Annotated in this window: 27 protein-coding genes; 12 read left to right on the forward strand and 15 right to left on the reverse strand. The window is 72.0% G+C overall.

What is annotated here, in order from left to right; all coding sequences use genetic code 11:
• Window positions 1-41 precede the first annotated feature (41 nt).
• The 4 genes from ORV05_RS07645 to ORV05_RS07660 form a co-directional block, all read right to left on the reverse strand.
• Window positions 42-1,295, reverse strand: coding sequence for a ribonuclease D (locus ORV05_RS07645; protein ID WP_268757739.1), 1,254 nt, complete (start codon window positions 1,293-1,295; stop codon window positions 42-44).
• 68 nt (window positions 1,296-1,363) lie between these two features.
• Window positions 1,364-2,080 carry a response regulator gene (locus ORV05_RS07650; RefSeq protein ID WP_144590010.1) on the reverse strand — a complete coding sequence of 239 codons (717 nt, stop codon included), beginning with the start codon at window positions 2,078-2,080 and terminating at the stop codon, window positions 1,364-1,366.
• 303 nt (window positions 2,081-2,383) lie between these two features.
• Complete coding sequence (locus ORV05_RS07655) at window positions 2,384-2,575, reverse strand: hypothetical protein (protein ID WP_268757740.1); 192 nt, start codon at window positions 2,573-2,575, stop codon at window positions 2,384-2,386.
• A 212-nt stretch (window positions 2,576-2,787) separates the two neighbouring features.
• Window positions 2,788-3,351: a DUF3000 domain-containing protein gene (locus ORV05_RS07660; protein ID WP_268757741.1), complete on the reverse strand. Its 564-nt coding sequence runs from the start codon at window positions 3,349-3,351 to the stop codon at window positions 2,788-2,790.
• An 87-nt stretch (window positions 3,352-3,438) separates the two neighbouring features.
• On the opposite strand from ORV05_RS07660, the gene hemE reads away from it, so the two are divergent.
• Genes hemE through ORV05_RS07680 form a run of 4 tightly spaced genes read left to right on the forward strand, consistent with a single transcriptional unit; the run spans window position 3,439 to window position 8,050 of the window.
• Window positions 3,439-4,530, forward strand: coding sequence for a uroporphyrinogen decarboxylase (hemE, locus tag ORV05_RS07665; RefSeq protein WP_268757742.1), 1,092 nt, complete (start codon window positions 3,439-3,441; stop codon window positions 4,528-4,530).
• Window positions 4,527-5,960: a protoporphyrinogen oxidase gene (hemG, locus tag ORV05_RS07670; RefSeq protein WP_268757743.1), complete on the forward strand. Its 1,434-nt coding sequence runs from the start codon at window positions 4,527-4,529 to the stop codon at window positions 5,958-5,960. Before hemE ends, hemG begins: the two co-directional genes overlap by 4 nt.
• A gap of 19 nt (window positions 5,961-5,979) precedes the next feature.
• Window positions 5,980-6,672, forward strand: coding sequence for a hydrogen peroxide-dependent heme synthase (hemQ, locus tag ORV05_RS07675; protein ID WP_268757744.1), 693 nt, complete (start codon window positions 5,980-5,982; stop codon window positions 6,670-6,672).
• A 4-nt stretch (window positions 6,673-6,676) separates the two neighbouring features.
• On the forward strand, window positions 6,677-8,050 hold the full coding sequence (locus ORV05_RS07680) for a CoA transferase (RefSeq protein WP_268757745.1): 1,374 nt from the start codon (window positions 6,677-6,679) through the stop codon (window positions 8,048-8,050).
• Here the strand turns inward: ORV05_RS07680 and msrB are convergent.
• From msrB to ORV05_RS07700, 4 genes are all read right to left on the reverse strand, one after another.
• Window positions 8,028-8,450, reverse strand: a complete 423-nt coding sequence (gene msrB, locus ORV05_RS07685; RefSeq protein ID WP_268757746.1) for a peptide-methionine (R)-S-oxide reductase MsrB — start codon at window positions 8,448-8,450, stop codon at window positions 8,028-8,030. The two genes, ORV05_RS07680 and msrB, sit on opposite strands and share 23 nt — an antisense overlap.
• A 22-nt stretch (window positions 8,451-8,472) precedes the next feature.
• Window positions 8,473-8,781: a hypothetical protein gene (locus ORV05_RS07690; RefSeq protein ID WP_407652714.1), complete on the reverse strand. Its 309-nt coding sequence runs from the start codon at window positions 8,779-8,781 to the stop codon at window positions 8,473-8,475.
• Window positions 8,781-10,304 carry a serine/threonine-protein kinase gene (locus ORV05_RS07695; protein ID WP_268757748.1) on the reverse strand — a complete coding sequence of 508 codons (1,524 nt, stop codon included), beginning with the start codon at window positions 10,302-10,304 and terminating at the stop codon, window positions 8,781-8,783. Before ORV05_RS07695 ends, ORV05_RS07690 begins: the two co-directional genes overlap by 1 nt.
• A 68-nt stretch (window positions 10,305-10,372) precedes the next feature.
• On the reverse strand, window positions 10,373-11,098 hold the full coding sequence (locus ORV05_RS07700; protein WP_268757749.1) for a TVP38/TMEM64 family protein: 726 nt from the start codon (window positions 11,096-11,098) through the stop codon (window positions 10,373-10,375).
• 113 nt (window positions 11,099-11,211) lie between these two features.
• Between ORV05_RS07700 and ligD the strand changes: the two genes are divergently transcribed.
• Complete coding sequence (gene ligD / locus ORV05_RS07705; RefSeq protein ID WP_268757750.1) at window positions 11,212-12,240, forward strand: non-homologous end-joining DNA ligase; 1,029 nt, start codon at window positions 11,212-11,214, stop codon at window positions 12,238-12,240.
• Here the strand turns inward: ligD and ORV05_RS07710 are convergent.
• Complete coding sequence (locus ORV05_RS07710) at window positions 12,228-13,133, reverse strand: LLM class flavin-dependent oxidoreductase (RefSeq protein WP_268757751.1); 906 nt, start codon at window positions 13,131-13,133, stop codon at window positions 12,228-12,230. The two genes, ligD and ORV05_RS07710, sit on opposite strands and share 13 nt — an antisense overlap.
• Before the next feature lie 165 nt (window positions 13,134-13,298).
• On the opposite strand from ORV05_RS07710, the gene ORV05_RS07715 reads away from it, so the two are divergent.
• Window positions 13,299-13,775: a DUF6194 family protein gene (locus tag ORV05_RS07715; RefSeq protein ID WP_268757752.1), complete on the forward strand. Its 477-nt coding sequence runs from the start codon at window positions 13,299-13,301 to the stop codon at window positions 13,773-13,775.
• Here the strand turns inward: ORV05_RS07715 and ORV05_RS07720 are convergent.
• Window positions 13,751-14,947, reverse strand: coding sequence for a glycosyltransferase 87 family protein (locus ORV05_RS07720; protein WP_268757753.1), 1,197 nt, complete (start codon window positions 14,945-14,947; stop codon window positions 13,751-13,753). The genes ORV05_RS07715 and ORV05_RS07720 overlap by 25 nt on opposite strands.
• Before the next feature lie 213 nt (window positions 14,948-15,160).
• Window positions 15,161-16,708 carry an alpha/beta hydrolase gene (locus ORV05_RS07725; RefSeq protein ID WP_268757754.1) on the reverse strand — a complete coding sequence of 516 codons (1,548 nt, stop codon included), beginning with the start codon at window positions 16,706-16,708 and terminating at the stop codon, window positions 15,161-15,163.
• Window positions 16,709-16,841: 133 nt separating this feature from the next.
• Here ORV05_RS07725 and ORV05_RS07730 point away from each other — a divergent pair, with 133 nt between their 5' ends.
• Entirely contained in the window at window positions 16,842-17,411 is a 570-nt protein-coding gene (locus tag ORV05_RS07730; RefSeq protein WP_268757755.1) for a GNAT family N-acetyltransferase, read from the forward strand.
• 76 nt (window positions 17,412-17,487) lie between these two features.
• On the opposite strand, the gene ORV05_RS07735 is transcribed toward ORV05_RS07730, so the two are convergent.
• Complete coding sequence (locus tag ORV05_RS07735; RefSeq protein WP_268757756.1) at window positions 17,488-18,078, reverse strand: TetR/AcrR family transcriptional regulator; 591 nt, start codon at window positions 18,076-18,078, stop codon at window positions 17,488-17,490.
• A 426-nt stretch (window positions 18,079-18,504) separates the two neighbouring features.
• Between ORV05_RS07735 and ORV05_RS07740 the strand changes: the two genes are divergently transcribed.
• Together ORV05_RS07740 and ORV05_RS07745 are read left to right on the forward strand one after the other, a co-directional pair.
• Window positions 18,505-18,990, forward strand: a complete 486-nt coding sequence (locus tag ORV05_RS07740; RefSeq protein WP_268757757.1) for a nitroreductase/quinone reductase family protein — start codon at window positions 18,505-18,507, stop codon at window positions 18,988-18,990.
• A gap of 20 nt (window positions 18,991-19,010) precedes the next feature.
• Entirely contained in the window at window positions 19,011-19,868 is an 858-nt protein-coding gene (locus ORV05_RS07745; RefSeq protein ID WP_268757758.1) for a PhzF family phenazine biosynthesis protein, read from the forward strand.
• 17 nt (window positions 19,869-19,885) lie between these two features.
• On the opposite strand, the gene ORV05_RS07750 is transcribed toward ORV05_RS07745, so the two are convergent.
• Window positions 19,886-20,632: a pyrimidine reductase family protein gene (locus ORV05_RS07750; RefSeq protein ID WP_268757759.1), complete on the reverse strand. Its 747-nt coding sequence runs from the start codon at window positions 20,630-20,632 to the stop codon at window positions 19,886-19,888.
• Between the two features lie 110 nt (window positions 20,633-20,742).
• On the opposite strand from ORV05_RS07750, the gene zapE reads away from it, so the two are divergent.
• Window positions 20,743-21,783, forward strand: coding sequence for a cell division protein ZapE (gene zapE / locus ORV05_RS07755; RefSeq protein WP_268757760.1), 1,041 nt, complete (start codon window positions 20,743-20,745; stop codon window positions 21,781-21,783).
• On the opposite strand, the gene ORV05_RS07760 is transcribed toward zapE, so the two are convergent.
• Together ORV05_RS07760 and rocD are read right to left on the reverse strand one after the other, a co-directional pair.
• A complete protein-coding gene (locus ORV05_RS07760) occupies window positions 21,677-22,327 on the reverse strand; it encodes a phosphatase PAP2 family protein (RefSeq protein WP_268757761.1) in 651 nt (216 codons plus the stop codon). The genes zapE and ORV05_RS07760 overlap by 107 nt on opposite strands.
• A gap of 25 nt (window positions 22,328-22,352) precedes the next feature.
• Window positions 22,353-23,570, reverse strand: coding sequence for an ornithine--oxo-acid transaminase (gene rocD / locus ORV05_RS07765; protein WP_268757762.1), 1,218 nt, complete (start codon window positions 23,568-23,570; stop codon window positions 22,353-22,355).
• Window positions 23,571-23,721: 151 nt separating this feature from the next.
• On the opposite strand from rocD, the gene ORV05_RS07770 reads away from it, so the two are divergent.
• Both ORV05_RS07770 and ORV05_RS07775 read left to right on the forward strand, forming a co-directional pair.
• Window positions 23,722-25,800 carry a S9 family peptidase gene (locus tag ORV05_RS07770; RefSeq protein ID WP_268757764.1) on the forward strand — a complete coding sequence of 693 codons (2,079 nt, stop codon included), beginning with the start codon at window positions 23,722-23,724 and terminating at the stop codon, window positions 25,798-25,800.
• A complete protein-coding gene (locus ORV05_RS07775; RefSeq protein ID WP_268757765.1) occupies window positions 25,797-26,747 on the forward strand; it encodes an LLM class F420-dependent oxidoreductase in 951 nt (316 codons plus the stop codon). The genes ORV05_RS07770 and ORV05_RS07775 overlap by 4 nt, the downstream gene beginning before the upstream one ends.

Genomic DNA, 26,747 nt, shown 5'->3' on the forward strand with positions numbered 1-26,747 from the left:
GGTCGCACTCCGACGGAAAGTGCGACGCCCGGGCGGAAAGGTCAGGAGCTGGAAGCGGTGGTGCGCAGTGCCTTGGCGAGTTCGGCGGCGGTGAGTTCCACCTGCCACGGACGCGCGCCCCCGGCACGCAGAACCTCGGCGACGCTCTCCGTACCGCGGTCCTCCGGGGGGCGCCAGCAGGTGCGCCGCAGCAGATCGGGCAGCAGCAGGTTCTCCACCGGCAGCCGGTGGTGCTCGGCGATGGCGTTCAGCGCGGACCTCGCCGCCGCCAGCCGGGCCGCGGCGTCGGGATCCTTGTCCGCCCAGCGGTTCGGCGGGGGCGGCCCGTCGTTCGGCTGTGAGGGGTTCGGCAGCTCTTCGCGCGGCAGGGCGCGCGCGGCCTGGAGATGGCGGAACCAGTTCGCGGTGTAGCGCCGCTGGACACGCCCGCCGAAGACGGGCAGCGCCTGCAGTTCGGCGATGGTGCGGGGTTCGGCCAGGACGGCGTTGACGATCGCGCTGTCCGGCAGGACGCGGCTCGGTGCCCGGTCCCGTTTGCGCGCGAGTTCGTCACGGGCCTCCCACAGGGCACGGACGGCGGCCAGGCCGCGCGCGGTGCGGACCTTGTGGATCCCCGAGGTCCGTCGCCACGGCTCGGCGCGCGGCGCGGGCGGACCCGCGTTGCGGACCGCCTCGAACTCCTGGCGGGCCCAGTCGAGCTTGCCCTGGACGGCGAGTTCCGCCTCGAGCTTCTCCCGCAGCGGAACCAGCAGTTCCACGTCGAGCGCGGCGTAGTTCAGCCAGTCCACCGGCAGGGGCCGTTTCGACCAGTCGGCCGCGCTGTGCCCCTTTTCGAGCTGGTACCCGAGCAGGAGTTCGACGAGCGTGCCGAGGGCGACGCGCTCGTAACCGGCCAGCCTGCCCGCCAGTTCGGTGTCGAACAGGCTGCCCGGGGCGAGTTCGAGCTCGGCCAGGCACGGCAGGTCCTGTGAGGCGGCGTGCAGCACCCACTCCTGGCCGTTGACGGCCTGCCGCAGCGGGTCGAGTTCCCCGGCCAGTGCGATCGGATCGATCAGCACCGTGCCCGCACCCTCCCGGCGCAGCTGGACCAGGTACGCCTTGGGCCAGTAGCGGTATCCCGACGCCCGTTCGGTGTCGACCGCGATCGCCCCCGTCCCCGCCGCGAGCCGTTCACAGGCGCGCTCGAGTTCGAGGGGGTCGGCCACCACCGGTGGCGTACCGTCGGCCGGTTCCTTCAGCAGGATGGGGCCGACCGGCTGCTCCGCGGCGTCAAGGCCGTGATCTGCGGTTTCCACGGAGACAAACCCTACGGGACGGGCGGACCGATGTGGGTACGCCCGTCCCACCGGGTTCTCTGTGTCGGTCAGCGGATGACGCCCGCGCGCATCGCCAGCGCCACCATCTGCGCCCGGTCGCCGGTGCCGAGCTTGCGCCCGATCCGGGACAGGTGCGACTTGACGGTGAGCGCGGAGAGGCTGAGCTCCTCGCCGATTTCCTTGTTGGACTGGCCGTCCGCCACGAGCTGGAGCACCTCCACCTCGCGCGCGGACAGTTCCCGCGGCGTGTTGTCCGTGCCCGGCACTCGCGTGCCGGTCGCCAGCACCGGTGCCACGCTCGGGTCGGCGTACACGCCGCCCTCGAGCACTCTGCGCACGCCGTCCGTCACCACCATGGGCGAGGCCGACTTGAGCAGATATGCCTGGGCACCGGCCTGGAAGGCCGAGCGCACGGCGTACGGGTCGTCCGACGCGGCCAGCACGACGATCCGGGGCCAGCCCTGGCTACGGAGTTCCGTGACCAGTTCGATGCCCGAACCGTCCGGCAGACCGAGGTCGAGGATCGCCAGGTCACAGGGACCCGTCGCGGTCGCTCGTGCTCTCGCCTCGGCTACCGATGCAGCCTCGTGAACGGTGCCCGCTCCCATCTGAGCGAGCCGTGCGGCAATAGCCTCCCTCAGTAACGGGTGGTCATCGACCACCAGCACGGAAAACAGCTCTTCCCGCGGGTGCGGAACCATGCTCGCCGGCAACGCGCCGGCTGGCGTGGATCTGACGGCCTGAGATAAGCCGACGGCAGCCACGTCACTACCTCCCTGGAGTCGGTCGTGCCCCCCGACCGGCACCGGGACTTTCGGCCAATCAGCCGCGCCAGCTCTAGACCGAAAGTGGTGTCGTCGAAGGAGCACTCTAGCCGCCCGGGAGGACTTGCGGGGCGATCCGAGCGGTATCTATCCCGATCGGGTACCGACAAAGTGCTCTCCATGTAGCACATTCGGGCTAATACACGCCCGGTGGCTAACGGACCGCGGAGTGCGCACGATAGAAAGACTTTCACGTCTGACGGATGCGCGTGCATCCGCCTCGTGCATCTGCGCGTTCGCCAACTAGTGGGCGACCACCGAGCGGGGGAGTCGGTTCAGCGGATCGTGGGAAGCCTGGGCCCGGCGGGTGGCCCGGATGCCGGAACCGGGTGCCCGGCGTGCGCGGAGGCCGGGCCCGGCCGGGGCCGGCCGGGCGAATTCGGCGGGAGTGCTTGACACGGCGGCGTGGCGGCGCGAGGCGGTTCTGCCGGTCATTCCCGCTCCTTCCGAGCTGACGGCGCCTCGGCGAGGCGGCACCGGCGATCCCTCGCCCCCCGAGGCATGGGGCGGCATGGGACAACATGGAGTGGTCCAGAGCGGCGCGATCAGGATTATTCCAGATTCCGGATTATCTCCGGTAGGCGGGCTGCCCCTGACGTCGCCGGAAAGGCAGGGGAGAGGAGTGCTTCCCCGCTTCCTGCGGCGGCCTACGAGGTCTGCCGCTGCTCGAACAGGGTGACGCCGACCGGCGGCAGCCCGGCCACACTGGACATGAGCTGCAGGAACGCCTCGCCGTGCGGTTCGAGATGCTGGTCGGCCGGCGTCCACGAGGCGCGCAGTTCCAGATCGTCGGACCGGGGCGGGCCGGAGATGTCCCCGAACCGGGCCGAGGAGGTTTCGGTCACAGTGCCGCCCAGTGCCTTGAACTGGGCACCGGAGCACTCCAGCGCGTCGGTGAGCCAGGACCAGCCCACGGCGGGCAGGAACGGATCCGCGGCCAGTTCGGTGTCGAGTTCGGCGCGCACGTAGATCACCAGGCGCAGCACGCCCTGCCACGCCTGCTGGCCCTCCGGGTCGTGCAGCAGCACGAGCCTGCCGGTGGCCAGCACGTCGGCGGGGCCGGTGGCCTCGCACCCCAGTGCGTAGGACCAGGGAGCCAGCCGCTGTGGCGCGCGGATGGTCTCCAGGGTCACTTCCGGCCTCGGCCGGACGGCTTGCAGCGCCGCGACAGCTTCACGGAAGAACTCGGGCGCATGCGTCATCGCGGTCACAGCGCCGACTGTAGGACGGAAAGGCGACCGGGGAACGTAGACGCGCCGAGGAAAGGGGGCCGCGGGCCGCGTGGCACGATGGGGCCGATGCCTACTACCGCCTCCTCCAGCCGGATTCCCAGCCGGACTCCGGCCCGGCGGGACCTCGCGCAGGCCCCGCTCCTGGTCGCCGCCCGCGGCGGCCGCCCGTCCCGGCTTCCCGTCTGGTTCATGCGCCAGGCCGGCCGTTCGCTGCCGGAGTACCGCGCGCTGCGCGAGGGCGTGCCCATGCTCAAGTCCTGTTTCGACCCGGAGATGCTGGCCGAGATCACGCTGCAGCCGGTGCGGCGCCACGGGGTGGACGCGGCGATCCTGTACAGCGACATCGTGGTGCCGCTGTACGCGGCGGGAGTGGACATCGACATCGTGCCGGGCACCGGACCGGTGGTGGCTTCGCCGGTGCGCACCGCGCAGGACGTGGCGGCCCTGCCGCCGCTGCACCCGGAGCAGGTTTCGGCGGTGGCGGACGGTGTGCGCCTGCTGGTGGACAGGCTGGGCGAGACGCCGCTGATCGGCTTCGCGGGGGCGCCGTTCACGCTCGCCTCCTACCTCATCGAGGGCGGGCCCAGCCGCACCTTCGAGCACACCAAGGCGCTCATGCATTCCGAGCCGGACCTGTGGCACGCGCTGGCGGGCAAGCTCGCGGATCTCGCACTGGCCTTCCTGCGCGCGCAGCTGGACGCCGGGGTGGACGCGGTCCAGCTGTTCGATTCCTGGGCGGGCGCGCTGTCGCTGCGCGAGTACCGCGAATATGTGCTGCCGCACTCGGCGAAGGTGTTCTCCGGGATCGAGGACTACGACGTCCCGAGGATCCACTTCGGCGTGGGCACCGGCGAACTGCTGACGGCAATGCGGGACGCGGGCGCCGACGTGGTCGGCGTGGACTGGCGGATCCCGCTGGACGAGGCCGTGCGACGGCTGACCGCGGCGGGCGAACCGGCTCCGGCGGTTCAAGGCAACCTCGATCCCGCGCTGCTGGGCGCGCCCTGGCCGGTGATCGAGGCGGAGGTCCGCCGGATCGCGGCCGAGGGCCGCGTCGCCGCCGGGCACATCTTCAACCTGGGGCACGGGGTGCCCCCGGGAACCGACCCCGCGGTACTGACCAGGGTCGTCGAACTGGTGCACGAACTGGAGCCATGATGCACATTGCCGTCGTCGGAGGGGGCATCTCCGGGATCACCGCCGCGTACCGGTTGCGCGGCAGGTTCGGCGATGGCGGTGATGGCGGTAATGACACCGCCATCACCGTGTTCGAATCGGCAGGCACTCTCGGCGGCAAGCTGCGCACCGTGGAACTGGCAGGCCACTCCTACGACGTGGGTGCCGAGGCCTTCCTCGCCCGCCGCCCCGAGGTGGCCGCACTGGCTTCGGAAGCCGGGCTCGGCGGGCAGCTGACCCATCCCACCGGGGCCCAGTCGACCGTCCGGGCGGGCGGACGGCTCGTCCGGCTGCCCTCGGGCACCGTGATGGGCGTGCCGGGGTCGGCGGAGGCGGTCGCGGGAGTGCTGTCGGAGGAGGGGCTGCGCCGCGTCGCGGCCGAGCCCGGGCTGCCGCCGGTGTCGCTCGGCGGCGGGGACGTGAACCTCGGCGCGCTGCTGCGGGACCGCTTCGGTGACGAACTGGTGGACCGGCTGGTGGACCCGCTGCTGGGCGGGGTCTACGCCGGGGGAGCCGACGGGCTCGGTCTGCGGGCGACGGTGCCCGCACTGGCCTCCGCACTGGATGCCGGGGCGGGCTCGCTGACCGCCGCGGCCGCATCGCTGCTGCCCACCCCGTCGCGGTCGGCGCCGCAGAACCGTGAGCCGGTGTTCGCCACGCTCACCGGTGGTCTCGGCACGCTGGTCGACCGGCTGGTGGAGCTGGCCAAGCCCGATGTCCGCCTGAACACCGCGGTGCGCGCGCTGCACCGGCTGCCGGAGGGCCGCTGGCGTCTGGAGCTGGCGAACGGCGAGATCACGGAAGCGGACGCCGTCGTACTGGCCGTGCCCGCGCCGGCGGCGAGCGCGCTGCTCGCCGAGGCCGCCCCCGAGGCGGCCGCGGTGCTCGGCGAGGTCCGGGTCGCCTCGATGGCGGTGGTGGCCCTCGCCCTGCCCGGCGACACGGAACTTCCGGACGCCTCGGGCATCCTGATCGGCGCCGGGGAGCGGTACCGCGACGGCACCCCGGTGGCGGCGAAGGCCTTCACCTTCTCCAGCCGGAAATGGGGGCATCTCGGCGACGACGTGCGGCTGGTGCGCGGCTCGGTGGGCCGGTTCGGCGAACCGGGGGCACTCGCGGTGAGCGACGAGGAACTGGTGCGGCGCGTCCGCGCCGACCTCGCGGAACTGGCCGGGATCACCGCGGAACCACTCGACACCCACGTCGTGCGGTGGGACGGCGGCTTGCCGCAGTACGGAGTCGGGCACACGGAACTGATGGCACGCGTCGAGCGCGCCGTGGCCGGGGTGCCGGGCCTGGCGGTGGCCGGGGCGGTGCTGCACGGGGTCGGGATTCCGGCCTGTGTCGCCACCGCCGAACGTGCCGTGGACGACCTCGCGACCCGCATCACCTCCGGGCCGTCGCGCGCTTGAGTAGTGCCAAGATGGAGGCATGGCGCGCCTGAACTATTCCGAGCTCAACAACACCATCCGCTACACCGCCTGGTCCGTGTTCCGGGTCGAGCCCGGCAGGCTCCCCGACGACCGCGGCGCCGCCGCGCAGGAGACCACCGAGTACCTGGAGGCGCTGGAGGGCAAGGGTGTGGTCGTGCGCGGCGTGTACGACGTGTCCGGTCTGCGGGCGGACGCCGACTACATGATCTGGTGGCACGCCGAGGAGCCGGAGCAGGTCCAGGCGGCCTACACCGGGTTCCGCCGCACCGCGCTGGGCCGGGTGTCCACCCCGGTGTGGAGCCAGTTCGCGCTGCACCGGCCCGCGGAGTTCAACAAGAGCCACATCCCGGCTTTCCTCGCCGAAGAAGAGCCCCGCAAGTACGTCTGCGTGTACCCGTTCGTGCGCTCCTACGAGTGGTACCTGCTGGCTGACGACGAGCGCCGCAAGCTGCTCGCCGAGCACGGCCGCATGGCGCGGGACTACCCCGACGTGCGGGCCAACACGGTGGCCTCGTTCGCGCTGGGCGACTACGAGTGGATGCTCGCCTTCGAAGCGGACGAGCTGCACCGGATCGTGGACCTCATGCGGCACCTGCGCGGCAGTGAGACCCGGCGCCACGTGCGCGAGGAGACCCCGTTCTACACCGGCACGAGGGTGCAGCCCGCCGAGCTGATCGCGGCGCTCCCGTAACAGGGTGTTCGAGACCGAGCTGGGTGCCCTGTGGCACTCGCTGACCGGCGAGCGCCCCGCCCCCGGGGCGGTGGGGATCACCGGCGGGGAGGACGTACTGCCCGGGCCGTTCCGGGTCGCGGCGGCCGCCTCCCTGAGCATCGCGGCGGCGACGCTGGCAGCCGCGGAACTGGCTCGCCTGAAAGGGAGCGAACTGGGTCCGGTGTCGGTGGACACCGGGCACGCGGCGGCCGCGTTCCGCAGTGAGCGGTACCTGCGCGTGGACGGAGAGCTGCCCCCGGATGCCTGGCAGGGCCTGTCCGGGGACTACCGGACCGCCGAGGGCTGGGTAAAGCTGCACTGCAACTACCCGCACCACGGTGAGGCGGTCCGGCGGGCGCTGAACGTGCCGGACAGCAGGGAGGCCGTCGGGGAAGCGGTCGCGCGCCGCACCGCGTGGGACGTCCAGGAGGCGGTGATCGCCGAGGGAGGGGCCGCCGCGGCGATGCGCAGCCGCGCCCAGTGGCTGGCGCACCCGCAGGGGCAGGCGCTGGCCGCCGCGCCGCTGGCGGAGTTCACCGCGATCGGGCCCGCCCCGGTACGACCGCCACGTCCGTCCACTTCGGACAGGCCGCTCGGGGGTGTCCGGGTGCTGGAACTGACCCACGTGATCGCCGGGCCGGTCGCGGGGCGCGTGCTGTCCGCGCACGGCGCGGACGTGCTGCACATCGGCGCCGCCCACCTGCCCACCCTGCCGATGCTGGCGATGGACACCGGTTTCGGCAAGCGGTCGGCGCATCTCGACCTGCGCACGGCCGCGGGGCGCGACCGGTTGTGGGAACTGGTCGCCGAGGCGGACGTGTTCGTGCAGTCCTACCGGCCGGGCGCGCTCGCCGGACTGGGTTTCACCGCGGAGAAACTGGCGCAGGCCAGCCCGGGCATCGTGCTCGTCGAACTCGACGCCTACGGCTGGGAGGGTCCCTGGGCGCGCCGCCGGGGTTTCGACAGCCTGGTGCAGATGGCCAGCGGGATCGCGGCGGAAACGGCGATCGACAAGCCGGAGCCACTGCCCGCGCAGGCGCTCGACCACGCCACCGGCTGGCTGGCGGCCGCGGCGGCGATGACCGGGCTGCGGCGCCGTGCGCTGGAGGGGGCGAGCCTGCGAGCCCGGCTCTCCCTGGCCCGCACCGGGCGGTGGCTGGACGAACTCGGCCGCACCGAGGGCGGCGCGGCCGAGCCGGACGTGACGGGCCTGCTGGAGAAGACCGAGAGCGGGTTCGGCACGCTCACGCACGTGCGCGTGCCGGGCATCCTGCCGGGCGCCATGCCCTACTGGACGCACGGCTCCCCGCTGCCGGGGGCGGACGCCCCGGTGTTCAGCTCTTCGGCACCAGCCTGAGCGCGATCGAGTTGATGCAGTACCGCTCGTCGGTCGGCGTGGGGTAGCCCTCGCCGCGGAAGACGTGGCCGAGGTGGCTGTGGCAGGACGCGCACAGCACCTCGACGCGTGCCATCCCCATCGAGTGGTCTTCGCGCAGGATCACGGCGTCGGAATCGGCCGGGTCGAAGAACGACGGCCAGCCGCAGTGGCTTTCGAACTTGGTGTCACTGCGGAACAGTTCGGCGCCGCAGGCGCGGCACTCGTAGACGCCCTCGGCCTTGGTGTCGGTGTACTCGCCGGTGAACGGGCGTTCCGTGGCCGCCTGGCGGAGCACCGCGTACTCCTCGGGGCCGAGCTGCTCCCGCCATTCCTGCTCGGTCTTGACCACTCGGGGCGTCGAACCCGTGACAGGTTTCATGCCGCCAGGTTACCCGGCCCCGTCACTGTGCCAGCCAGTGCAGAGCGCGGAGGACGATGTCCCAGCCCGCCACCACGACGCCGAACACGATCAGCACCACCACGATCGCCGCGACCCACCAGCGCAACCCGCCCGCGCGGGTGCTGGACTCGGCGAAATCGGCTACGCGGTGCAGCGAGGCCTCGACGGTGAACCCGGGCTCGGCCCGGTGCATCCGGTCCAGATGCGCGGCGAACGCCTGTACCTCGGGATCGTGCGGATCCAGCCCGATCAGGTCCTCGTCGAGCCGGGGGTCGCGCTCGTTTCCGGCCATACCCCCACGGTAGGCCATCAACCGATGCGGGTGTCGGCGTCGATGCGCATGCCCTCGGACGTGTTCACCACGCGCCAGCCGCCGACCCGGCCGACACCGGGGATGTTGGTGTACATGTCCACCGAGCCGTCGCTGTTGCCCCCCTTGTCGGCGGTGATGGAGCCCCAAGAGCTCAGCTTGTGGGCCGACCAGTACGCCTGGAAGTGGGCTTCGCTGCCGTACACCGCCTGCGCGGCGGGCGTGAGCAGGTTCCACGCGGCGTCGCCGGGCAGGTTGGAGAGGAACTGGTCGACGAAGTTGCCCGCCCGGCTGTAGTCGATGGAGCCGCCGGCGTTGGGCGTCTGGCCCAGAGCGGCCGAGGCGGCACTGCTGGGCGCGCTGGACTGCGGGGCGGTGGTCTGCTTGGTGGGGGTGGCGGTGTTCGGGTGCGCGCCGCCGCCAGTGGGGGAACCGCTCAGGTTGGACACGATCACCACGATCACGACGATGACCGCGACGGCCGCCACGGCCGAACCTGCCAGGATCTTCTTGCGCTTGGCATCGGCGGCCGGGGCCTGATTTGCCGGGCGCGGTGGCGGGATGAAGGCCGCCGTGGGGTTCCGCGGGGAGCGCTGCGGCGGCAAGGCAGGGGAGACGCCACCGCCACCGCCACCGTTGCCGACGCGCTGCCACGGCGGGCGTTCGGCCGGGGCGGGCGGGGGCGGCACCTCCACGGGGACGGCGGCGGGCTGGCGCCCGGCGCCGTACACCGGCGGGGAAACCAGGGTTCCCGCGTTGGCCTCCGGTTCCCCGGCGGCCAACGCGGCGAGTCTTTCCTTCGCCTGTGCCATCGTGGGGCGCTCGTCGGGCTCCCCCCGCAGCAGGCTCATCAGCAGCGCGGTCGCCTTGCCGGACTGGCGCGGCGGGATCACCTGGCCGTTGGCGGCCGTGTAGAGCAGCGCGAGCTGGTTGGAGCTGTTGCCGTAAGGCGGCTGGCCCTCCAGCGCGTGGTAGAGCGTCGCGCCGAGCGAGAAAACGTCCGAGGCGGGTGCGGGATCGGACCCCCGGGCCAGCTCCGGCGCGAGGTAGGCCGGGGTGCCGCCGATCAGCCCGGTCTGGGTCAGGGTCAGGTCACCGGCGGCACGCGAGATGCCGAAATCGGTGATCTTGGCGGTGCCGTGCTCGTCGATGAGGATGTTGGCGGGCTTGATGTCGCGGTGCACGATGCCGGCACGGTGCGCGGCGACCAGCGCCGAGGCGACCTGCTCACCGATCTTGACCACCTGGCCCAGCGGCAGCGTGCCGTGCTCGGCGATGACCGCGGACAGGCTCTTCGACGGCAGGTACTCCATCACGAGGCAGGGATCGCCGTCGTGCTCGGCGACGTCGAACACGACGATCGCGTTGGGGTGCTGGAGCCGCGCGGCGTTCTTCGCCTCGCGCATCGCCCGTTGGCGCATGCTGTTGCGCTCGGCCTCGGACATGCCTGGCTGGGCGAGGATCTGCTTCACCGCCACCGCACGTTCGAGGCGCTCGTCCACGGCACGCCAGACGACGCCCATCGCGCCGCTGCCGATGTGCTCGACGAGGCGATAGTGCCCTGCGATCAGCTGACCGGTGTCGATGGCGGCTACTCCTCGGAAACTACCTGCGTTTCTTGGCTTGACCGAGCGCGAATACCCTCCTCGCGCACCGGAACGAGTGTAGCGGTCGCGATCGTGGCGCCGTCGTAAGCTGCCCCCCGCACGACCTTGATCATTCCGAGCGTTCCCACCAGCGCGAACGCGAGGTAGCACGCGAGCAGGCCCGGAGGGGTGCCTCCGGTGAGCGCGTCGCCGAGTACCACGACGGCGACCGTGCCGGGCAGGCTGCCGAGCACCGTGCCCACCAGATAGGGCCGCCAGCGCACGTCGAGGATTCCGCAGCAGTACCCCAGCGGCGCGAAGGGAACCACCGGGATCAGGCGCAGCGAGGTGATGGCGAGGACGCCCCCGTCGGCCAGGCGGTTGTTGACCGTGCGGACCGAGCGGCGCTGCAGGTGGCGGCTCACCAGGTCGCGGCCGAGCAGCCGGGCGAGGCCGAACCCGAGCGCGCCGGAGATCGCGGTCGCGGTGATGGCGACGGCGATGCCGGCGGCGTCGCCGAGCAGCAGTCCGGCGGCGAGGTTGAACACCGTGCGCGGGATCGGCGCCACGGTGAGCACCGAATAGGCACCCAGCAGCAGCAGGGCGGTGAGCGGCCCGCCGCCCGCCCACGTCCGCAGCTGGGCCGGGCTGGGGATCGGCAGCGTGAACGCCGCCGCCACGAACGCGGCGAGCAGCGCGAGCGCGACGATCAGCTTGGTGCGTCGGGCCATGGACTCAACGGTATTGCACCGCCGGGCCGGGAAGGCCCGCGGGACAAGGAGAAGACGGCCGGCCCGGCTCGTCCTGTCCGGCCCGGCACCCGGAAGACGGTTACGGTGAACGGGTGCCCAAGCATGGCGAACCGGTCGAATACCGGGTAGGCGAGCGGACCGTCCGGCTGACCAGCCCGGACAAGATCTCCTTTCCGGAGCGCGGCATCACCAAACGGCAGGTGGCCGAGTACTACCTCGCCGTCGCCGAGCCGCTGCTGCGGGCGATCGGGGACCGCCCGACCACGCTGAAGCGCTTTCCCGACGGGGTGGCCGGGGAGTTCTTCTACGCGAAGCGCGTGCCCAAGGGCGCGCCGTCGTGGGTGGAGCCGGTGCGGATCACCTTCCCGTCGGGCCGGACGGCGGAGGAGGTGTGCCCGAGCGAGCCCGCGGTGATCGCGTGGGCGGCGAACCTGAACACCCTCGACTTCCACCCGTGGCCGGTGCGGCGCCCGGACGTGGACCATCCCGACGAGCTGCGCATCGACGTCGACCCGGCGGAAGGCACCGGTCCGGCCGGGTTCGACGACGCGGTGCGGGTCGCGCTGACCGTGCGCGAGGTGCTCGCCGACGCGGGACTGACCGGCTATCCGAAGACCTCCGGTGGCCGCGGTGTGCACGTGCTGGTCCGGATCCGGCCGGAGTGGGACTTCATCGCCGTGCGGCACGCGGTGATCGCGCTCGCGCGCGAGACCGAGCGGCGCCTGCCGAAGCTCGCGACCACGGCGTGGTGGAAGGAGGAGCGCGGCGGACGGGTCTTCCTGGATTACAACCAGGCCGCGCGCGATCGCACGGTCGCCTCCAGCTGGTCCGTGCGCGGCACGCCCCGGGCGACGGTGTCCACGCCGGTCACCTGGGAGCAGCTGACCGAGGTCCGGCCCGAGGACTTCGACGTGTTCACCGTGCCCGCCTGGCTGGCCGAGCACGGCGATCCGCACGCCGCTCTCGACGAGCACGCTTACGGCATCGAGACGGCCCTCGAGTGGTACGCCCGCGACGAGCGCGACCACGGTCTCGGTGAACTGCCCTATCCGCCGGACTACCCCAAGATGCCCGGCGAGCCCAAACGGGTCCAGCCCAGCAAGGCGCGTCAGGACACCTGAGGCATCACCTCGGCGGCCAGCCGCTCCATTTGCGTCCGCTGATCGGTCACCGGGGTGAACAGGATCAGCTCGGCGCCGGCTTCGGCCACCTCGCGTACGCCCCGCACGCACTCCTCGGGGGTTCCGGCGACCGCGACCCCCTCAAGCCCGCGTTTGCCGTAGATCTGCTCGAGCCCGTCGGCCACGGCGGCCCTGGCGCGCTCGCCGTCGTCGTCAAGGTGGACGTAAACCCGTTTGGCGATGGGGAAATCGGTGCGGTTCTCCTCCGCCAGGATTTCCCGGAGCAACCGCACCTGCTCCGCGAAGCGGGCGGTGGTGGCGGATCCGGCACCGAAGAAGCCGTCGCCGAAGCGGGCGGCGCGGCGGAGCGCGTTCGGGTGGCCGCCGCCGAACCACACCGGTGGACCGGGCTTCTGGAACGGCTTGGGTTCCATCGCAGCGTTTTCCAGCTGCCAGAACCGTCCGGCGAAGGTGACCTCCGGCTGCGTCCACAGTTCCCGCATGAGCCGCAGACCCTCGTTGAACCGGGACACCAGTCCTTCCCCGTCGATACCGAAGGCGGAGAACATGCGGCCCTGCCCCCCGGTGCCGATCCCCACCTCGAGCCTGCCGCGGCTGAGCTGGTCCAGCGAACTCAGGCTTTTCGCCAGGCGAACCGGGGTGTGCAGCGGCGTCACGAACACCGCGCAGCCGAGCCGCAGCCGATCGGTGCAGGCCGCGGCGTAGGTCATCGTCGCGAGCGGATCGAGGTGCGGCATCGTCCCCAGGACCTGCTCCTGCGTCCAGCCGCTTTCGAAACCGAGTTCCTCGGCGCGGCGGACGTAGGACCGGAAGCCAGCGGGATCGAACTCCCCGTCGGACACGAACTGCGGAAGTGAGATCGCGAAGCGCATAGCGCAACCCTACGGCGATCCGCCGGACGGCGAATCCGTCGCGTCGCGCGGGAGTGAGCGCCGTGAAAAGGCCCCGGATTTGAGGGTTTTCTGGCGAGAGTCGGGACAGCTGGGGACAATTCCGGCAAAAAGTCTCAAAAAGCACTTCAACGATACGGTTGAGGCATGAACGAACAGCAGATCATCCGGTTCGTCGGTGCGCTCCCCGAAGCCGTGGTCGAAGTCGCGAGCGAGTCCACCGGAGCACCCCGGGTCGCCTGGGGAGACACGTTCTTCTTCTACAACCCGGCAGGGGTGATGCCGCAAGGCGAACTGCCGTTCGCCACGGTCGTCACGAAGGACTATCCGGACTACGACACGGCCTCCCGGTTGGACCGTCCCGGGGTCTTCCGGCTCAACATCTCCGTCGGGCGCACGCTGTTCCAGGAACTGACCGGCTACCCGCCCGCCGCGCACGCCGATCACCAGACTGGATTCGACTACACCGCGTTCGACCGGATCCTGCCGCATCCCGTCTACGCCACCCAGGGCTGGGTTTGCGTGCTCAATCCCGGCGAGGCGACGGCGAAACAGGTGGAATCGCTGCTCACCGAGGCACACGCGCGTGCCGCGCGGCGTTACCGGGCCGCTTCGCGGTCCTGAGCCGGCTTCTTCAGCCGTAGCGCCACGACGGCGAGGGCCACGATGGTCAGCCACAGGTAGGCGTTGCGGTTGACCTCCTGGTGGTCCCACGGGATGGTGAGGATGCTGCTCTCGTCGGAGCCGAGCAGGAGCAGCACCCCGCCGGAGGCCACCGCGAAGGTGAGCGCCAGCCCCACCCACGCCGACACGGCCCAGCGACGCAGGGAGGCGTCGAGCAGGCAGATCAGCAGGGCGGCCAGCCACACCCAGTGGTGCACCCAGCTGTACGGGGACACGGCGGTGGTGGTCAGGCCGCACAGCGTGACCGCGAGCAGTTCGTGCCCGCCGGAGGACAGCCGCCGGGCCAGCAGCAGACAGGCCAGCGCGATCGCGCCGGCCACCACCAGCCACAACAGTTGCTGGCCGCCGGTGACGCCGATGGTGCGGGCGAACATGCCGCGCAGCGACTCGTTCGACGGGTCCTGCGGCACGCCTACGCGGGCGGGGTCGGCGAAGGCGCCGGACCAGAAGGTCTTCGAATCGTGCGGGAGCACCAGGAAACCGATCAGCAGGGTGACCGCGAGCGAAATGACCGACGTCAGCGCGGCCCGGTACCGCTTGCTGAACAGCAGGTACAGCACGAAGAACGCGGGGGTGAGCTTGATGCCGGCGGCGATGCCGATCAGCGCGCCCTTGCCGCGGAAGGAGTCCGGCAGGGCCAGATCCACCAGCACCAGCGTCATCAGCAGGATGTTGACCTGCCCGAAGGCCATGGTCTGCCGGATCGGTTCGCACCACAGCAGCAGTGCGGCCACCGGGAGGCTGAACACGGCGAGCCGGAGGTCGCGCCGGTAGCCGAGCAGCGCCAGCGCGGCCCAGGCGGCCACGGCCAGGATCAGGAAGTTGCCGATCCCGCCCACGTAGACGATGAGGGGGACGTTCAGCTTGGCCAGGGGAACGAACAGCAGCGCCGCGAACGGCGTGTAGACGAACTCCCACACCCCGCGGGTGTGACCCAGCAGGGGCGTGTCGTAGACCGAAACGCCGTCGAGGACCCGGTTGCCCGCGATCTGGTACACCCCGAGGTCCTTGAGGTGCATCAGGGTCTCGGGGTCGGCGAGTACCGCGGCGAGGTATCCGCCGGCGGCCACCGCACCGAGCACGAGGATCGTCCAGAAGACGGGGGCGGGCAAAGGGCGTCTCTCCGGAGCCGAGGGCTTCGGCGCGTTGGCCGGGGCCTCGACAGCGGATGAGGACACGGTGACCCCCTGGGAGTGTCGGCGGTGTTCGGTGGGCAAGAGTAACGCGGCCTCGGCCGCGTGGCCCAACCAGTGCTGATCTGCGGCCGGGCCGACGCTGCCATGAGGGGTCCCCTCACGGGAACGCCAGGGGCAGGCGCCCGGGCCCTAAGCCGGGCAGAGGGTGCCGTCGCTGGGGATCTTGCCGTCGACGAGGAAGGCCCGGACTGCTTCGCCGACGCACGGCGAGGCCAGTGCGCCGTGCCCGGTGCCCTGCCAGGCCACGCGGACCGCGCTGGACATCTGCTGGGCGGCCCGGATCGTCCCCGGTTCGGGGGTCACCGGATCGGTTCCCGTGCTCGTCACCAGGACGGGCGGCAACCCCGGAACGCCGAGCGAGGGCAGCGCGCCGGTGCGGCCGGGCCAGGGCAGGCACCACACCAGCCGCTGCGTGGCCAGTCCGCCGAACAGCGGCGAGCGCTGCCGGAGCCGCCCGGTCAGCGTGGTGATCTGGTCGGCGGGCATGCGGGTCGCGGTGTCGTTGCATTCGGTGGCCATGGCGCCGTCGAACCGCGACGGGGCCACCTGCGAGCCGTTGAGCATCGCGCCGAGGAACGCGGCCAGCCGGGCCGGGTCACCGCCCTGCGCGGCGTGGATCGCGTCGCCCAGTTCGGGCCAGCGGGCCCGCTGCGCCAGCCCGGCGATGATCGCGTTCAGCGCGGCGCCGGGGCCGAAGCTCGCCCCACCGGGCAGCACCGCCGGCGCGGACCGCAGCTGCTGCAGCAGCGCGGTCACCGCGGCCGTGGCGTCCTGGCCCAGTGCGCACCCCCGGGCGGCGCAGTCGGCGCCGAAGGCGTCGAGCGTGGCCTGCTGGGCGGCGACGAGGTCACCGAGCACGGTGGCCGGATCGCTGGAGGGGTCGCGGAGCCCGTCGAGCACCACGCGGCCGATCCGGGTGGGGAACCGGTTCGCGTAGGCGATCACGACGTCGGAGGCCTCGCCCCGGGCGATGACGTTGAGTTGCGGGACGCCGAGCTGGTCGCGGATCTCCTCCAGATCGCCCGCGGTGCGCCCGCTGTCGAGTGCCTGCTGGCCGCTGCCGAGCTCGATCGCGCACTGCTGGCCCGCCTTGCGCGCCGCGTCGAGCAGGCCGTCGACGTCGGGGCTGGAGGGGTCGTGGCCGAGCAGCTGGCCGCGGATGTCGGACGGGACGCAGCTGATCGGGTCGGAGTCTCCGGTACCGCGCCGGTCCACGCCGATCAGCGAGAACCGCTGCAGCAGCGGTGCGGGCAGCGAGGCCGCCAGGTGGGCGGCGAAGAGCCCGCCGGACTCCCCCTCGACGTCGTTGAGCACGATCAGCGGGACCGGGCCGTCGCCCACCTTGGTCAGCGCGATCCGGGTCCGGACCCGGCCGGGCAGGTCAGGGGCGTCGAGCACGGAGGCCGCCTCCGCACAGGTGAACCGCAGTGAGGGGGACACGGCCGGGGGGTCGAGTCGCGCGCGGATCTGCCGATCGCAGTCGGACCAGGCGATCGACGGGGACCGCGGCTCGGCCAGCGGGGGCAGCGGCACGGGTCGGGGGCTCGCCGAAGTGGCGGACGGCGACTGCTGGTCGTTCTCGATCACGGCCGGGCGCTGGGACGGCCCCGCCGTGCACCCGGCGAGCAGGCTGGGCACCAGCACGGCGAGCAGCAGCAGGTGTTGCCGGCGGAGCAAGACGAGTCCCCTCACTTCGATACGCGTTGCCCTGGAGACCTTCGCATGCCGCCGGTGAGCACGGGGTAAGCGGGTCGCGGCCTGTTCCGGCCATCGGGCCGGTGACGGGCGCTTGCGGGCGCACAGTCGATCCATGGCTCTTTCCACCCCTGTCATTCCCGCCGGACGGCTGGCCGCGCACCGGCAGCCGCGACTGACCGTGGACGAACTGATCCTGCGCCCCTGGCGCCCCGGTGACTCGCCCCGGCTGGTGGAGGCGTACCGGGACGAAATGATCCGCCGCTGGCACAGCCGGTCGATGAGCGAAGCCGGCGCGGCGGCCTGGATCGCCGAGCGGTCGCGGAGGTGGACGGCGGAGACCGGAGCGGACTGGGCCGTCGTCAAGGACGACGACGTCCCGATCGGGCGGATCGCTCTTCACCGGCTGGAGCTGGCCAGGGGAGCGGGCAAGGCGGCCGCCTGGGTGGTGCCGGAGGCCCGTGGCGGGCGGATCGCACCGCGTGCACTGGACGCGATCACCCGGTGGTTCTTCACCGAGATCGGCCTGCACCGCATCGAACTGACCCACTCGACCGTCAACACCCCGCCCTGCCAGGTGGCCGCGCGGGCCGGTTACGCCTATGAGGGCACCAAACGGCGGGAGGCGCTGCATGCCGACGGCTGGCACGACATGCACCTGCACGCCCGCCTCGATGACGATTAGGGCCAGCCTGAATCAAAGTGGTTACCGCCTTGGCTCTCACCGGCTTCACACACTGGGGCGCGAACGGCGTGGGCCGTCAGCCGTCCTCCCCGGCTCCGCCGTGCAGGATTCCGGACAGGGCGCGCAGGCACGTCTCGCGCAGTTCGTCCCGTGAGAATGCCCGATGCTGCAACCATTCCACGCACAGGACGCGGACGAACGACAGCCACGCCAGCAGGGCGGCGGAGACCAGCTCCCGCCGGTCGCCGGGTACCTCCGCGGCCTCCACCATCAGGCCGCGCAGGGCGCCGAGCTCGGCGGAGATGATGCCCTGGATCACCGGGTCGCCCGCCAGTTCGCGATTGGCGGCGAGCGTCGTGCGCGCGTTGTCGGCGAAGAAGTCGATGTGCGCATCGAGTCCGGCGCGCACCCACTCCGTCAGGGAGCCGTGGCGGCCGGTTTCCGTGGCGGCCAGAAGGCGATCGGCGGCACGCTGGTAGATCGCCGCGAACAGGTCCCGTTTGGTGGGGAAGTAGCGGTAGACCAGCGCGCGGGACACCCCCGCCTCGGCGCCGACCTGTTCCATCAGCACCTCCTCGTAGGGATGCGTGGCGAACAGGCGCGCGCCGATGTCGATCAGCTGGTTGCGTCGCTCGTCCGGGTGGAGGCGCCGCCGCGGGGTGGTCACCACGCCAGCTTAGTTGACACGCGTCTACTATGCGGCCTAGCGTCATTAGTAGACGCACGTATAACAAAGGAGGTAGGCCGATGAACGCACGTCGCGTCCCCGTGACCCCGCAACCGGCGGCCATGACCGAGGCCGACTACGCCTCCGCCTTCGGCATCGCTCGTCCCTCCGGGGACGTGCGCACGGCGGAACGGTGGGCCCGCGCGCTCTGGGAGGACGCCTCGCTTCCCGCGCGGTGGTTCCTGCTCGCCGGGTGGAGAGGGGTGCTCGGCCTGCGCCTCTCGCCCCGCCCCTCGCCCCGGCGCGTCCTGGGCTGGGCGATCACCCGCTCGACTCCGGAACTCGTCGTGCTCGACGCGTCTTCTCCGCTCATGGCCGCGGAACCTCATCCGCGTCGACGGGGACGATCTGGTCTGGACCACACAGGTGCGCTTCCTGCGGCCGCCCGCGCGCCAGGTCTGGGCGCCCGCGGCACTCGTGCACGAGTGGCTGGTCCCCCGCGCGCTGGCACGGGCCACGCGGGATCCGGTGGCCCGCAAGCACCGCCGCGTCACCGCGTTCCAGCGCCGCGTCCTCAACCCGCTCACGCGCGCGCTGCCGTTCCAGACCCTGCTGGAAACCACGGGCCGCACCTCCGGGCTGCCTCGCCGCACCCCGATCGGCGGCCGCCGGACCGGCGACGAGTTCTGGTTCGTCTCCGAGCACGGGGACCGGTCGCAGTACGTGCGCAACATCCGGGCACAGCCCCGCGTCCGGGTCCGCATAGCGGGCCGGTGGCACACCGGCACCGCCGAACTGCTGCGGCAGGACGATTCCCGGGCGCGCCTGGACAAGCTGCCGAAGATGAACAGCGCCGCCGTCCGTGCGGTGGGCACGGACCTGCTGACCGTCCGCGTGGATCTCGACCGCTGAGCGCGTGGCATGCTGCGGGCGTGAACACGACAGCGGAAGTTCTGCGTTACGCGGCGTTCGACGTCGCCGGTGAAGGCGGCAACCCGGCCGGGGTCGTACTCGAAGCCCGCGGGCTCGCCGAGGCGAAGATGCTCGCCATCGCCGCGGAGGTCGGCTACTCCGAAACCGCGTTCCTGGTCCGGGAAGGCGACAGCCGCCGGTTCGATGTCCGCTACTTCAGCCCGCTGGCGGAAGTGCCGTTCTGCGGGCACGCCACGATCGCCTCGGCGGTCGCCTTCGCCCTCCGCGAAGGCGTGGGCGACCTGCTGTTCCGCACCCCGGCGGGGGAGGTGCCGGTCGCCACCGGGCTGGTGGACGGCCGGGTGAACGCCACGCTCACCAGCGTCCGGCCCACCGTGCGGGAAGCCGGCGAGCAGGACGTGGCCGCCGCGATCGAGGCGCTGCGCTGGCAGGCCGGGGACCTCGATCCGGCGATGCCGCCCCGCGTCGCCAATGCCGGTGCGAGCCATCTGGTGCTCGCCGTGGCCGGGCGTGACCGGCTGGCGGAGCTGGACTACGACTTCGACGCGCTCGGCACCGTGATGGCGCGGTGCGGCTGGACCACGCTCCAGCTCGTCTGGCGGGACGGGGCGACCGGGGAGTTCCACGCCCGCGACCCGTTCCCGCCCGGCGGTATCTACGAGGATCCGGCCACCGGCGCGGCGGCCGCCGCCTTCGGTGCCTACCTGCGGGAACTCGCCCTGGTCGAGACGCCCGCCCGGATCGTCATCCACCAGGGTGCGGACATGGGCCGCCCGTGCCGCCTGGTGGTCGACATCCCCGCGGAAGCAGGAACGGGCATTTCGGTCAGCGGAACCGCGACCGAGATCGCGGCGTAGCCGCTTCCCGTCGGTCCTCAATCCCGCTTGCGGTAGCGGAGGAGGGTGAACCCGTCCTCGTACAGGACGGAAGCCAGGTCGAGGCGCTGGATCCCGCCGGCCGTCCGGCCCATCGCGATGCGGCCGGCACCGGCGCCCGCCAGCACCGGCGCCACGGTGAGGCAGAGCTGGTCGACCAGGTTCTCCGCGATCAGCTCACCGAACAGGTGCGGGCCGCCCTCGCAGTCGATCCTGTGCAGCCCGCGCCGGGACAGTTCGCCCAGCGCGGCGGTGAGGTCGATCATCTTCTCGCCCGCGACGAGGATGTCCGCGCCCGCCTCGGCGAGTGCCGCGCGGCGCTCTTCGGGCGCGCTCTCCGTGGTGATCACGATCGGCGGGACGGTCGTGTCGGTGAACAGCGGCGAGGCCGGATCCAGGCGTGCGCTGCCGCTGACCACGGCGATCGGCGGGATGGGGGACAGGCCGAGGCGGCGGCGCCGCTCCTGGCGCTCGGCGGTGGACCGGGCGCCCCGGTAACCCTCCTCGCGCACCGTCCCGCCACCCACCAGGATCACGTCCGCCAGATCACGCCCCATCAGGAACACCCGTTTGTCGGCGGGATGCGACAGGCCCTCGGACACCCCGTCGGCGGTCACCGCGCCGTCCGCCGAGGACACGAAGTTCACCTGCACCCACGGCCGGTCCAGCCCCGACGGGTAGTCGTAGAGCCGCTCCAGATCGGCGTCGGTCACGTCGTCGCGTTGCAGGGGCCAGAACATCCGCATGATCCGATCCCAGCACGCCGGGAAAGCGGGGTCGAGCCGGGCCGGTGATCTCAATCGCAACCGGTGCCGAGGCGGCGGAGCGGCCGGGGCACCCGGCTAGGCTCGAACGCATGCCCTCCGCCGCCCACCTGACCGACCGTCGCCCCGAAATCGGGGCCGACGAGCTGATCGCCTCGATGGTGCCGCCGCCGCGGTTCGACGCGGTCCGGTTCGCCACGTACGTGCCGAACCCGGACGAGCCGAGCCAGGCACAGGCGGTGACCTCGTGTGCCTCCTTCGCCGAGGGCATCCCGGCGGGCACGGCGAAGAAGTCCCGGTTGCGTGCCCTTTTTGGCGGCGGTTCCGGCGACTCCCGCGCGCACGGCCTGTACCTGGACGGCGGGTTCGGCGTGGGCAAGACCCACCTGCTGGCTTCCGCGTGGCACGCGGCCCCCTCGCCCAAGGCGTACGGCACCTTCGTCGAGCTGACCCACCTGGTCGGCGCGCTCGGCTTCAACGAGGCGGTGCGGCGGCTGTCGGAGCACCGGCTGCTGGCCATCGACGAGTTCGAACTCGACGACCCGGGCGACACCATGCTCGTGACCCGGCTGCTGCGCGAACTGACCGACGCCGGCGTGTACGTGGCCGCCACCTCCAACACCCTGCCGGACAAGCTGGGGGAGGGCCGCTTCGCCGCCGAGGACTTCCTGCGGGAGATCCAGTCGCTGTCCCAGCGGTTCTCCGTGGTGCGCGTCGACGGCCCGGACTACCGGCACCGCGGCCTGCCCGAGCCGCCGCCCCCGGTCACCGGCGACGTGCTCGAAGCCTCCGCCGAAGAGCACGAGGGCGCCACGATCGACGACTTCGACGCCCTGTGCGACCACCTGGCCCGTCTGCACCCGTCCCGTTACGGGCGCCTGGTGGACGGCGTCTCCCGGGTGCACCTCAAAGGCGTGCACTCCGCCCCCGACCAGAACGTCGCGCTGCGCCTGGTCGCCTTCGCCGACCGGCTCTACGACCGGGCCATCCCGGTGCTCGCCTCGGGGCAGCCGCTGTCGGAGCTGTTCACCGAGGAGATGTTGCAGGGGGGCTACCGGAAGAAGTACCTCCGGGCGGTGAGCCGTCTGACCGCTCTGGCGCGCGACGCGGCACCGGCAGGAACGACACGCTGAGCGACACGCCGAGCACCGCCGCGACCGCGAACAGCGCCCCGCCCGCCACGTCGATCGGGTAGTGGTAGCCCAGGCCCACCAACCCGACCCCGGCGACGGCGGTGACGAGCACCGCGAGCGCGCCCGCGACCAGCCTGCCCGTGCCGGGGCGGGCCAGCAGCACGAGCACGGTGAGCACGGCGACCAGGCTCACCGTGTGACCGCTCGGATAGGCCAGATAGTCCTTGAGGTGCCGGTCGAAAACCGGTTTGAGCACCCAGGAATTCAGCGCCACCGGGATCGCCGTGCCCGCGACGCACAGCAGCGCCCCTCGCCAGTGCCGTCCCAGGGCGCACAAGAGCGTCATGAGGGCGATCAGGGGCAGCAGGACGTACGGCTCGGTCGGCTGCACGAACAGTTCGAGCAGGCCGTGCTGACGCGCCAGCCCACCGGTCACCGCGTCCGCGAGCGAACGGTCCGGGCCGGTGACGGCGTTCCCGTCACCCACCCACAGCCCGAGTCCCAGCGTTCCGAGCGCGGCACCGGCCGCCACCTTCCCCCGCACGGGCGCCGAGCCTACCCCGTGCGGGTCAGCGCCCGACCACCTCGGCGATCGCGTCGATGCCCCGGTCCAGGTCCTCGCGGCTGATCGTCAGCGGCGGTGCCACCCGGAGCGTGTTGCCGTGGGTTTCCTTGCACAGCACGCCCTTTGCGGCCAGCGCCTCGGAAGCCTGCCGCCCGGACAAGCCCCCCGGCGTGATGTCGAGGCCCGCCCACAGGCCCCGCCCGCGGACCTCGGCGAGCCCGTGCCCGACCAGTTCGCCGAGGCGCGCCCGCAGATGCGCGCCCAGTTCCGTCGACCGCCGCTGGAACTCGCCGGTCTCCAGGAGGCGGATCACCGCCCGGCCGACCGCGCAGGCCAGCGGATTCCCGCCGAAGGTGGAGCCGTGCTCCCCCGGTTTGAGGACTTCGAGCACGTCCCGGCGCCCCGCCACCACCGACAGCGGCACGATCCCGCCGCCGAGCGCTTTGCCCAGGGTGTACAGGTCCGCGCGCACCCGCTCGTGGTCCAGGGCGAGCAGGGTGCCGGTGCGCGCCAGGCCGGACTGGATCTCGTCGGCGATCAGCAGGACTCCCGCCTCGTCACACAGCCGCCGCGCCCGCGCCAGGTATCCGTCGGGCGGCACGATCACGCCCGCCTCACCCTGGATCGGTTCGAGGAGGACCGCGGCGGTCCGCTCGGTGATCGCCTCCCGCAGCGCTTCGGCGTCGCCGTACTTGACCACCGAGAAACCCGGGGTGAACGGGCCGAAATGCGCGCGGGCGGTCTCGTCGGTGGAGAAGGAGACGATCGTGGTGGTGCGGCCGTGGAAGTTCGAACCGGCCACGACGATCTCGGCCCGGCCGTCCGGGATGCCCTTGACCTCGTAGGCCCACTTCCGGGCGACCTTGATCGCGGACTCGACGGCCTCGGCGCCGGAGTTCATCGGCAGCACCATCTCGGTGCCGGTCAGCGCCGCGAGTTCGGCGCAGAACGGGCCCAATTGGTCGTGGTGGAAGGCCCGCGACGTCAGGGTCACCCGGCCGAGTTGCTCGACCGCGGCCGCGACCAGGGCGGGATGCCGGTGACCGAAGTTCAGCGCCGAATAGGCGGACAGGAAATCGAGGTAGCGACGGCCCTGCACGTCGGTGACCCAGGCGCCTTCGCCCTCGGTGATGACCACGCCAAGCGGGTGGTAGTTGTGCGTGCTCCACCGCTCGTCCAGGGCGATGAACTCGGCGGCGTTCCGGTCCTCGATCGTCGTCATAGCACCAGGCTAAGGGGCTGATCACGTCCAGTTCAGCCCGGAAACCGTTGCGTATACAGAGGGTTCGTTGCGTAGTTTGCCTCGGAATCGGCGAAACGTTGTGTGGGTGCCGGACTCGCCAACGGGCTGGGCGGTCTGCAAGAGTGCGAGCGTGACCGACGAGCTTTCCTTCCTTCGCAAACAGGCCCGCACGCAGCGCTTCACCCTCGGCACTCCCCGGGAGTTCCGTGCCTCGCCCGACGGCAGGCGGCTGCTGTTCCTCCGCTCGGAATCCGGCGTGGACCGGCGCAACAGCCTGTGGGAGCTGGACCTGGAAACGGGCGCGGAGACGAAGGTGGTCGACGCCGCCGAACTCCTGCCCGGCGAGGAACACCTGCCCGCGGAGGAGCGGGCCCGGCGCGAACGCAGCCGTGAAAGCGCGGGCGGCGTGGTCGGCTACGCCACCGACACCAAGGTCCGCATCGCCGCGTTTTCCTTGTCCGGCAAGCTCTACACCGTCGATCTGGGCACCCGTGAGGTCACCGAACGGGTCGGCGGCGCGGTCGTCGACCCGCGTCCCGACCCGGCCGGGGCGCGCGTCGCCTACGTCCGGGACCGCAGGCTGCGTGTGATCGAACTGGCCACCGGCGAAGACCGTGTCGTGGCGGCGGAGGACGACGAGGACGTCGCCTGGGGCCTGGCCGAGTTCATCGCGGCCGAGGAGATGAACCGGGCCCGCGGCTACTGGTGGTCGCCCGACGGCCGCACGCTGCTCGCCGAGCGCAGTGACCGCGCCCGTGTACCGCGCTGGACCATCGCCGACCCGTCGGATCCGAAGGCCCCCGCCAACGTCGTCGCCTACCCCGCCGCTGGGGAGAACAACGTCGAGGTCTCGCTGGCGTTCTTCGGACTCGACGGCAGCCGGGTGGACGTACAGCGGGGCGACTGGGAATACCTGACCGCCGTGCACTGGTCGGCGGGCGGGCCGCCCCTGCTCGCGGTACAGCCGCGCGACCAGCGCCGCCTGGAGATCCACGCGGTCGACCCGGCCACCGGCACGACCAAGCTCCTGCACACCGAGGCCGACCCGCTCTGGGTGGAGATCGTGCCCGGCGCCCCCGCGTGGACCCGCGACGGCCGCCTCGTCCACGTCAGCGCCGCCGACGGCACCTACCGGCTGGTGATCGACGGCAAGCCGGTCACCCCGTCCGGGCTGCAGGTGCGGTCGGTGCTCGACGTGGGCGAGGAGGTGCTGTTCAGCGCCTCCGAGGACGACCCGACGCAGATCCACGTCTACCGCACCGAGGGCGGCGAAATCATCCGGCTGTCCGGTTCGGACGGTGTGCACGTCGGTGCCGGAACCGCCGAACTGGCGGTGCTCTCGTCATGGAGCCTCGAACACAGCGGCCCCAGGGTTTCCGTGGTGCGCGACGGGGAACGAGTGGCCGAAGTGGACTCCTACCCCGAGGACCCGGGGATCGAACCGCGGCCACTCTGGCTGACCGTGGGCGAACGGGGTCTACGCGCCGCGCTGCTGCTGCCCACGGGCCACCGGCCGGGCGTCAAACTGCCCGTCCTGCTCGACCCGTACGGCGGGCCGCACGCGCAGCGGGTGCTGCACAGCCGCAACGCCTTCCTGACCTCGCAGTGGCTCGCCGACCAGGGATTCGCGGTGCTGGTTGCCGACGGCCGCGGCACCCCGGGGCGCGGTGCGGCCTGGGAGAAGGAAATCGCGGGCAAGCTCGCCGAGGTCACGCTCCAGGACCAGGTGGACGCGCTGCACGCGGTCGCCGCCGAACACCCGGAACTGGATCTCGGCCGCGTCGCCATCCGTGGCTGGTCCTACGGCGGCTACCTGTCGGCGCTGGCCGTGCTGCGCCGCCCCGACGTCTTCCACGCCGCCGTCGCGGGCGCACCGGTCACCGACTGGTCGCTGTACGACACCCACTACACCGAGCGGTACCTGGGCAAGCCGCAGGACGAGCCGGAAAGCTACGAGCGGAACTCGCTGATCGCCGGCGCCGGAGAGCTGCGGCGGTCGTTGATGATCGTGCACGGCCTCGCCGACGACAACGTGTTCGTCGCGCACTCGCTGCGCCTGTCGGCGGCGCTGCTGGCGGCCGGGCGGCCGCACGCGTTCCTGCCGCTGGTCGGCGCGACCCACATGTCGCCGCAGGCCGAGGAAGTCGCCGAGAACCTGATGCTCGGGCAGGTCGAATGGATCAAGAAGGAACTGGAGGCCCTCCGTTGAAGCGCTGGGGCATCACCATCCCGCTGACCGGGGTGCCGCTGACGGCGCACCGCGAGCTGATCGAGCGACTGCCCGATCTGGGCTACACGGACGCCTGGTCGGCCGAAACCGCGGGCACCGACGCGTTCTCCCCGTTGCTGCTGGCCTCGCAGTGGGCGCCCCAGCTGCGGCTCGGCACCGCGATCGTGCCCGTCTACACGCGCGGCCCCGGGCTGCTCGCGATGAGCGCGGCCACCCTGGCCGAGGTGGCGCCGGACCGGTTCGTGCTCGGGATCGGCACCTCGTCACCGGTCATCGTGAACCAGTGGAACGCCGCCGAGTTCACCGAACCCTACGGCCGCACCAGGGACACCCTGCGGTTCCTGCGGTCGGCGCTGGCGGGGGAGAAGGTGACCGAGCGGTATCCGACCTTCGCGGTCGACAGGTTCAAACTCGAACGGGTGCCCCCGAAACCCCCGAAGATCATGCTGGCGGCGCTGCGACCGGGGATGCTCAAGCTGGCCGCCCGGGAGGCCGACGGCGCGATCACCAACTGGCTGGCGCCCACGGACGTGCCGAAGGTGCGGGCCGAGGTCGGGCCAGGGGTCGAACTGGTGGCGCGGATCTTCGTGTGTCCCACCGAGGATGCCGACGCGGCGCGGGCGCTGGGGCGGATGCTGATCAGCAGCTACCTGACCGTGCCGGTGTACGCGGCGTTCCACGAGTGGCTGGGCCGCGGGGAACTGCTCGCGCCGATGCACGAGCGGTGGGCCGCCGGGGACCGCAAGGGCGCGAACGCGGCGATCCCGGACGAGGTCGTGGACGACCTGATCGTGCACGGCAGCCTCGACGCCTGCCGGGAACGGGTGCGGGCCTACACCGAAAACGGGCTCGACACCCCGGTGATCGCCCTGCTGCCCACCGGCGGGGACCCGGCCGCCCAGGTCGAGGGGCTGGCGCCGCGCTGA

The sequence above is a fragment of the Amycolatopsis cynarae genome (assembly GCF_026802195.1).
GTDB lineage: Bacteria > Actinomycetota > Actinomycetes > Mycobacteriales > Pseudonocardiaceae > Amycolatopsis_E > Amycolatopsis_E rhizosphaerae.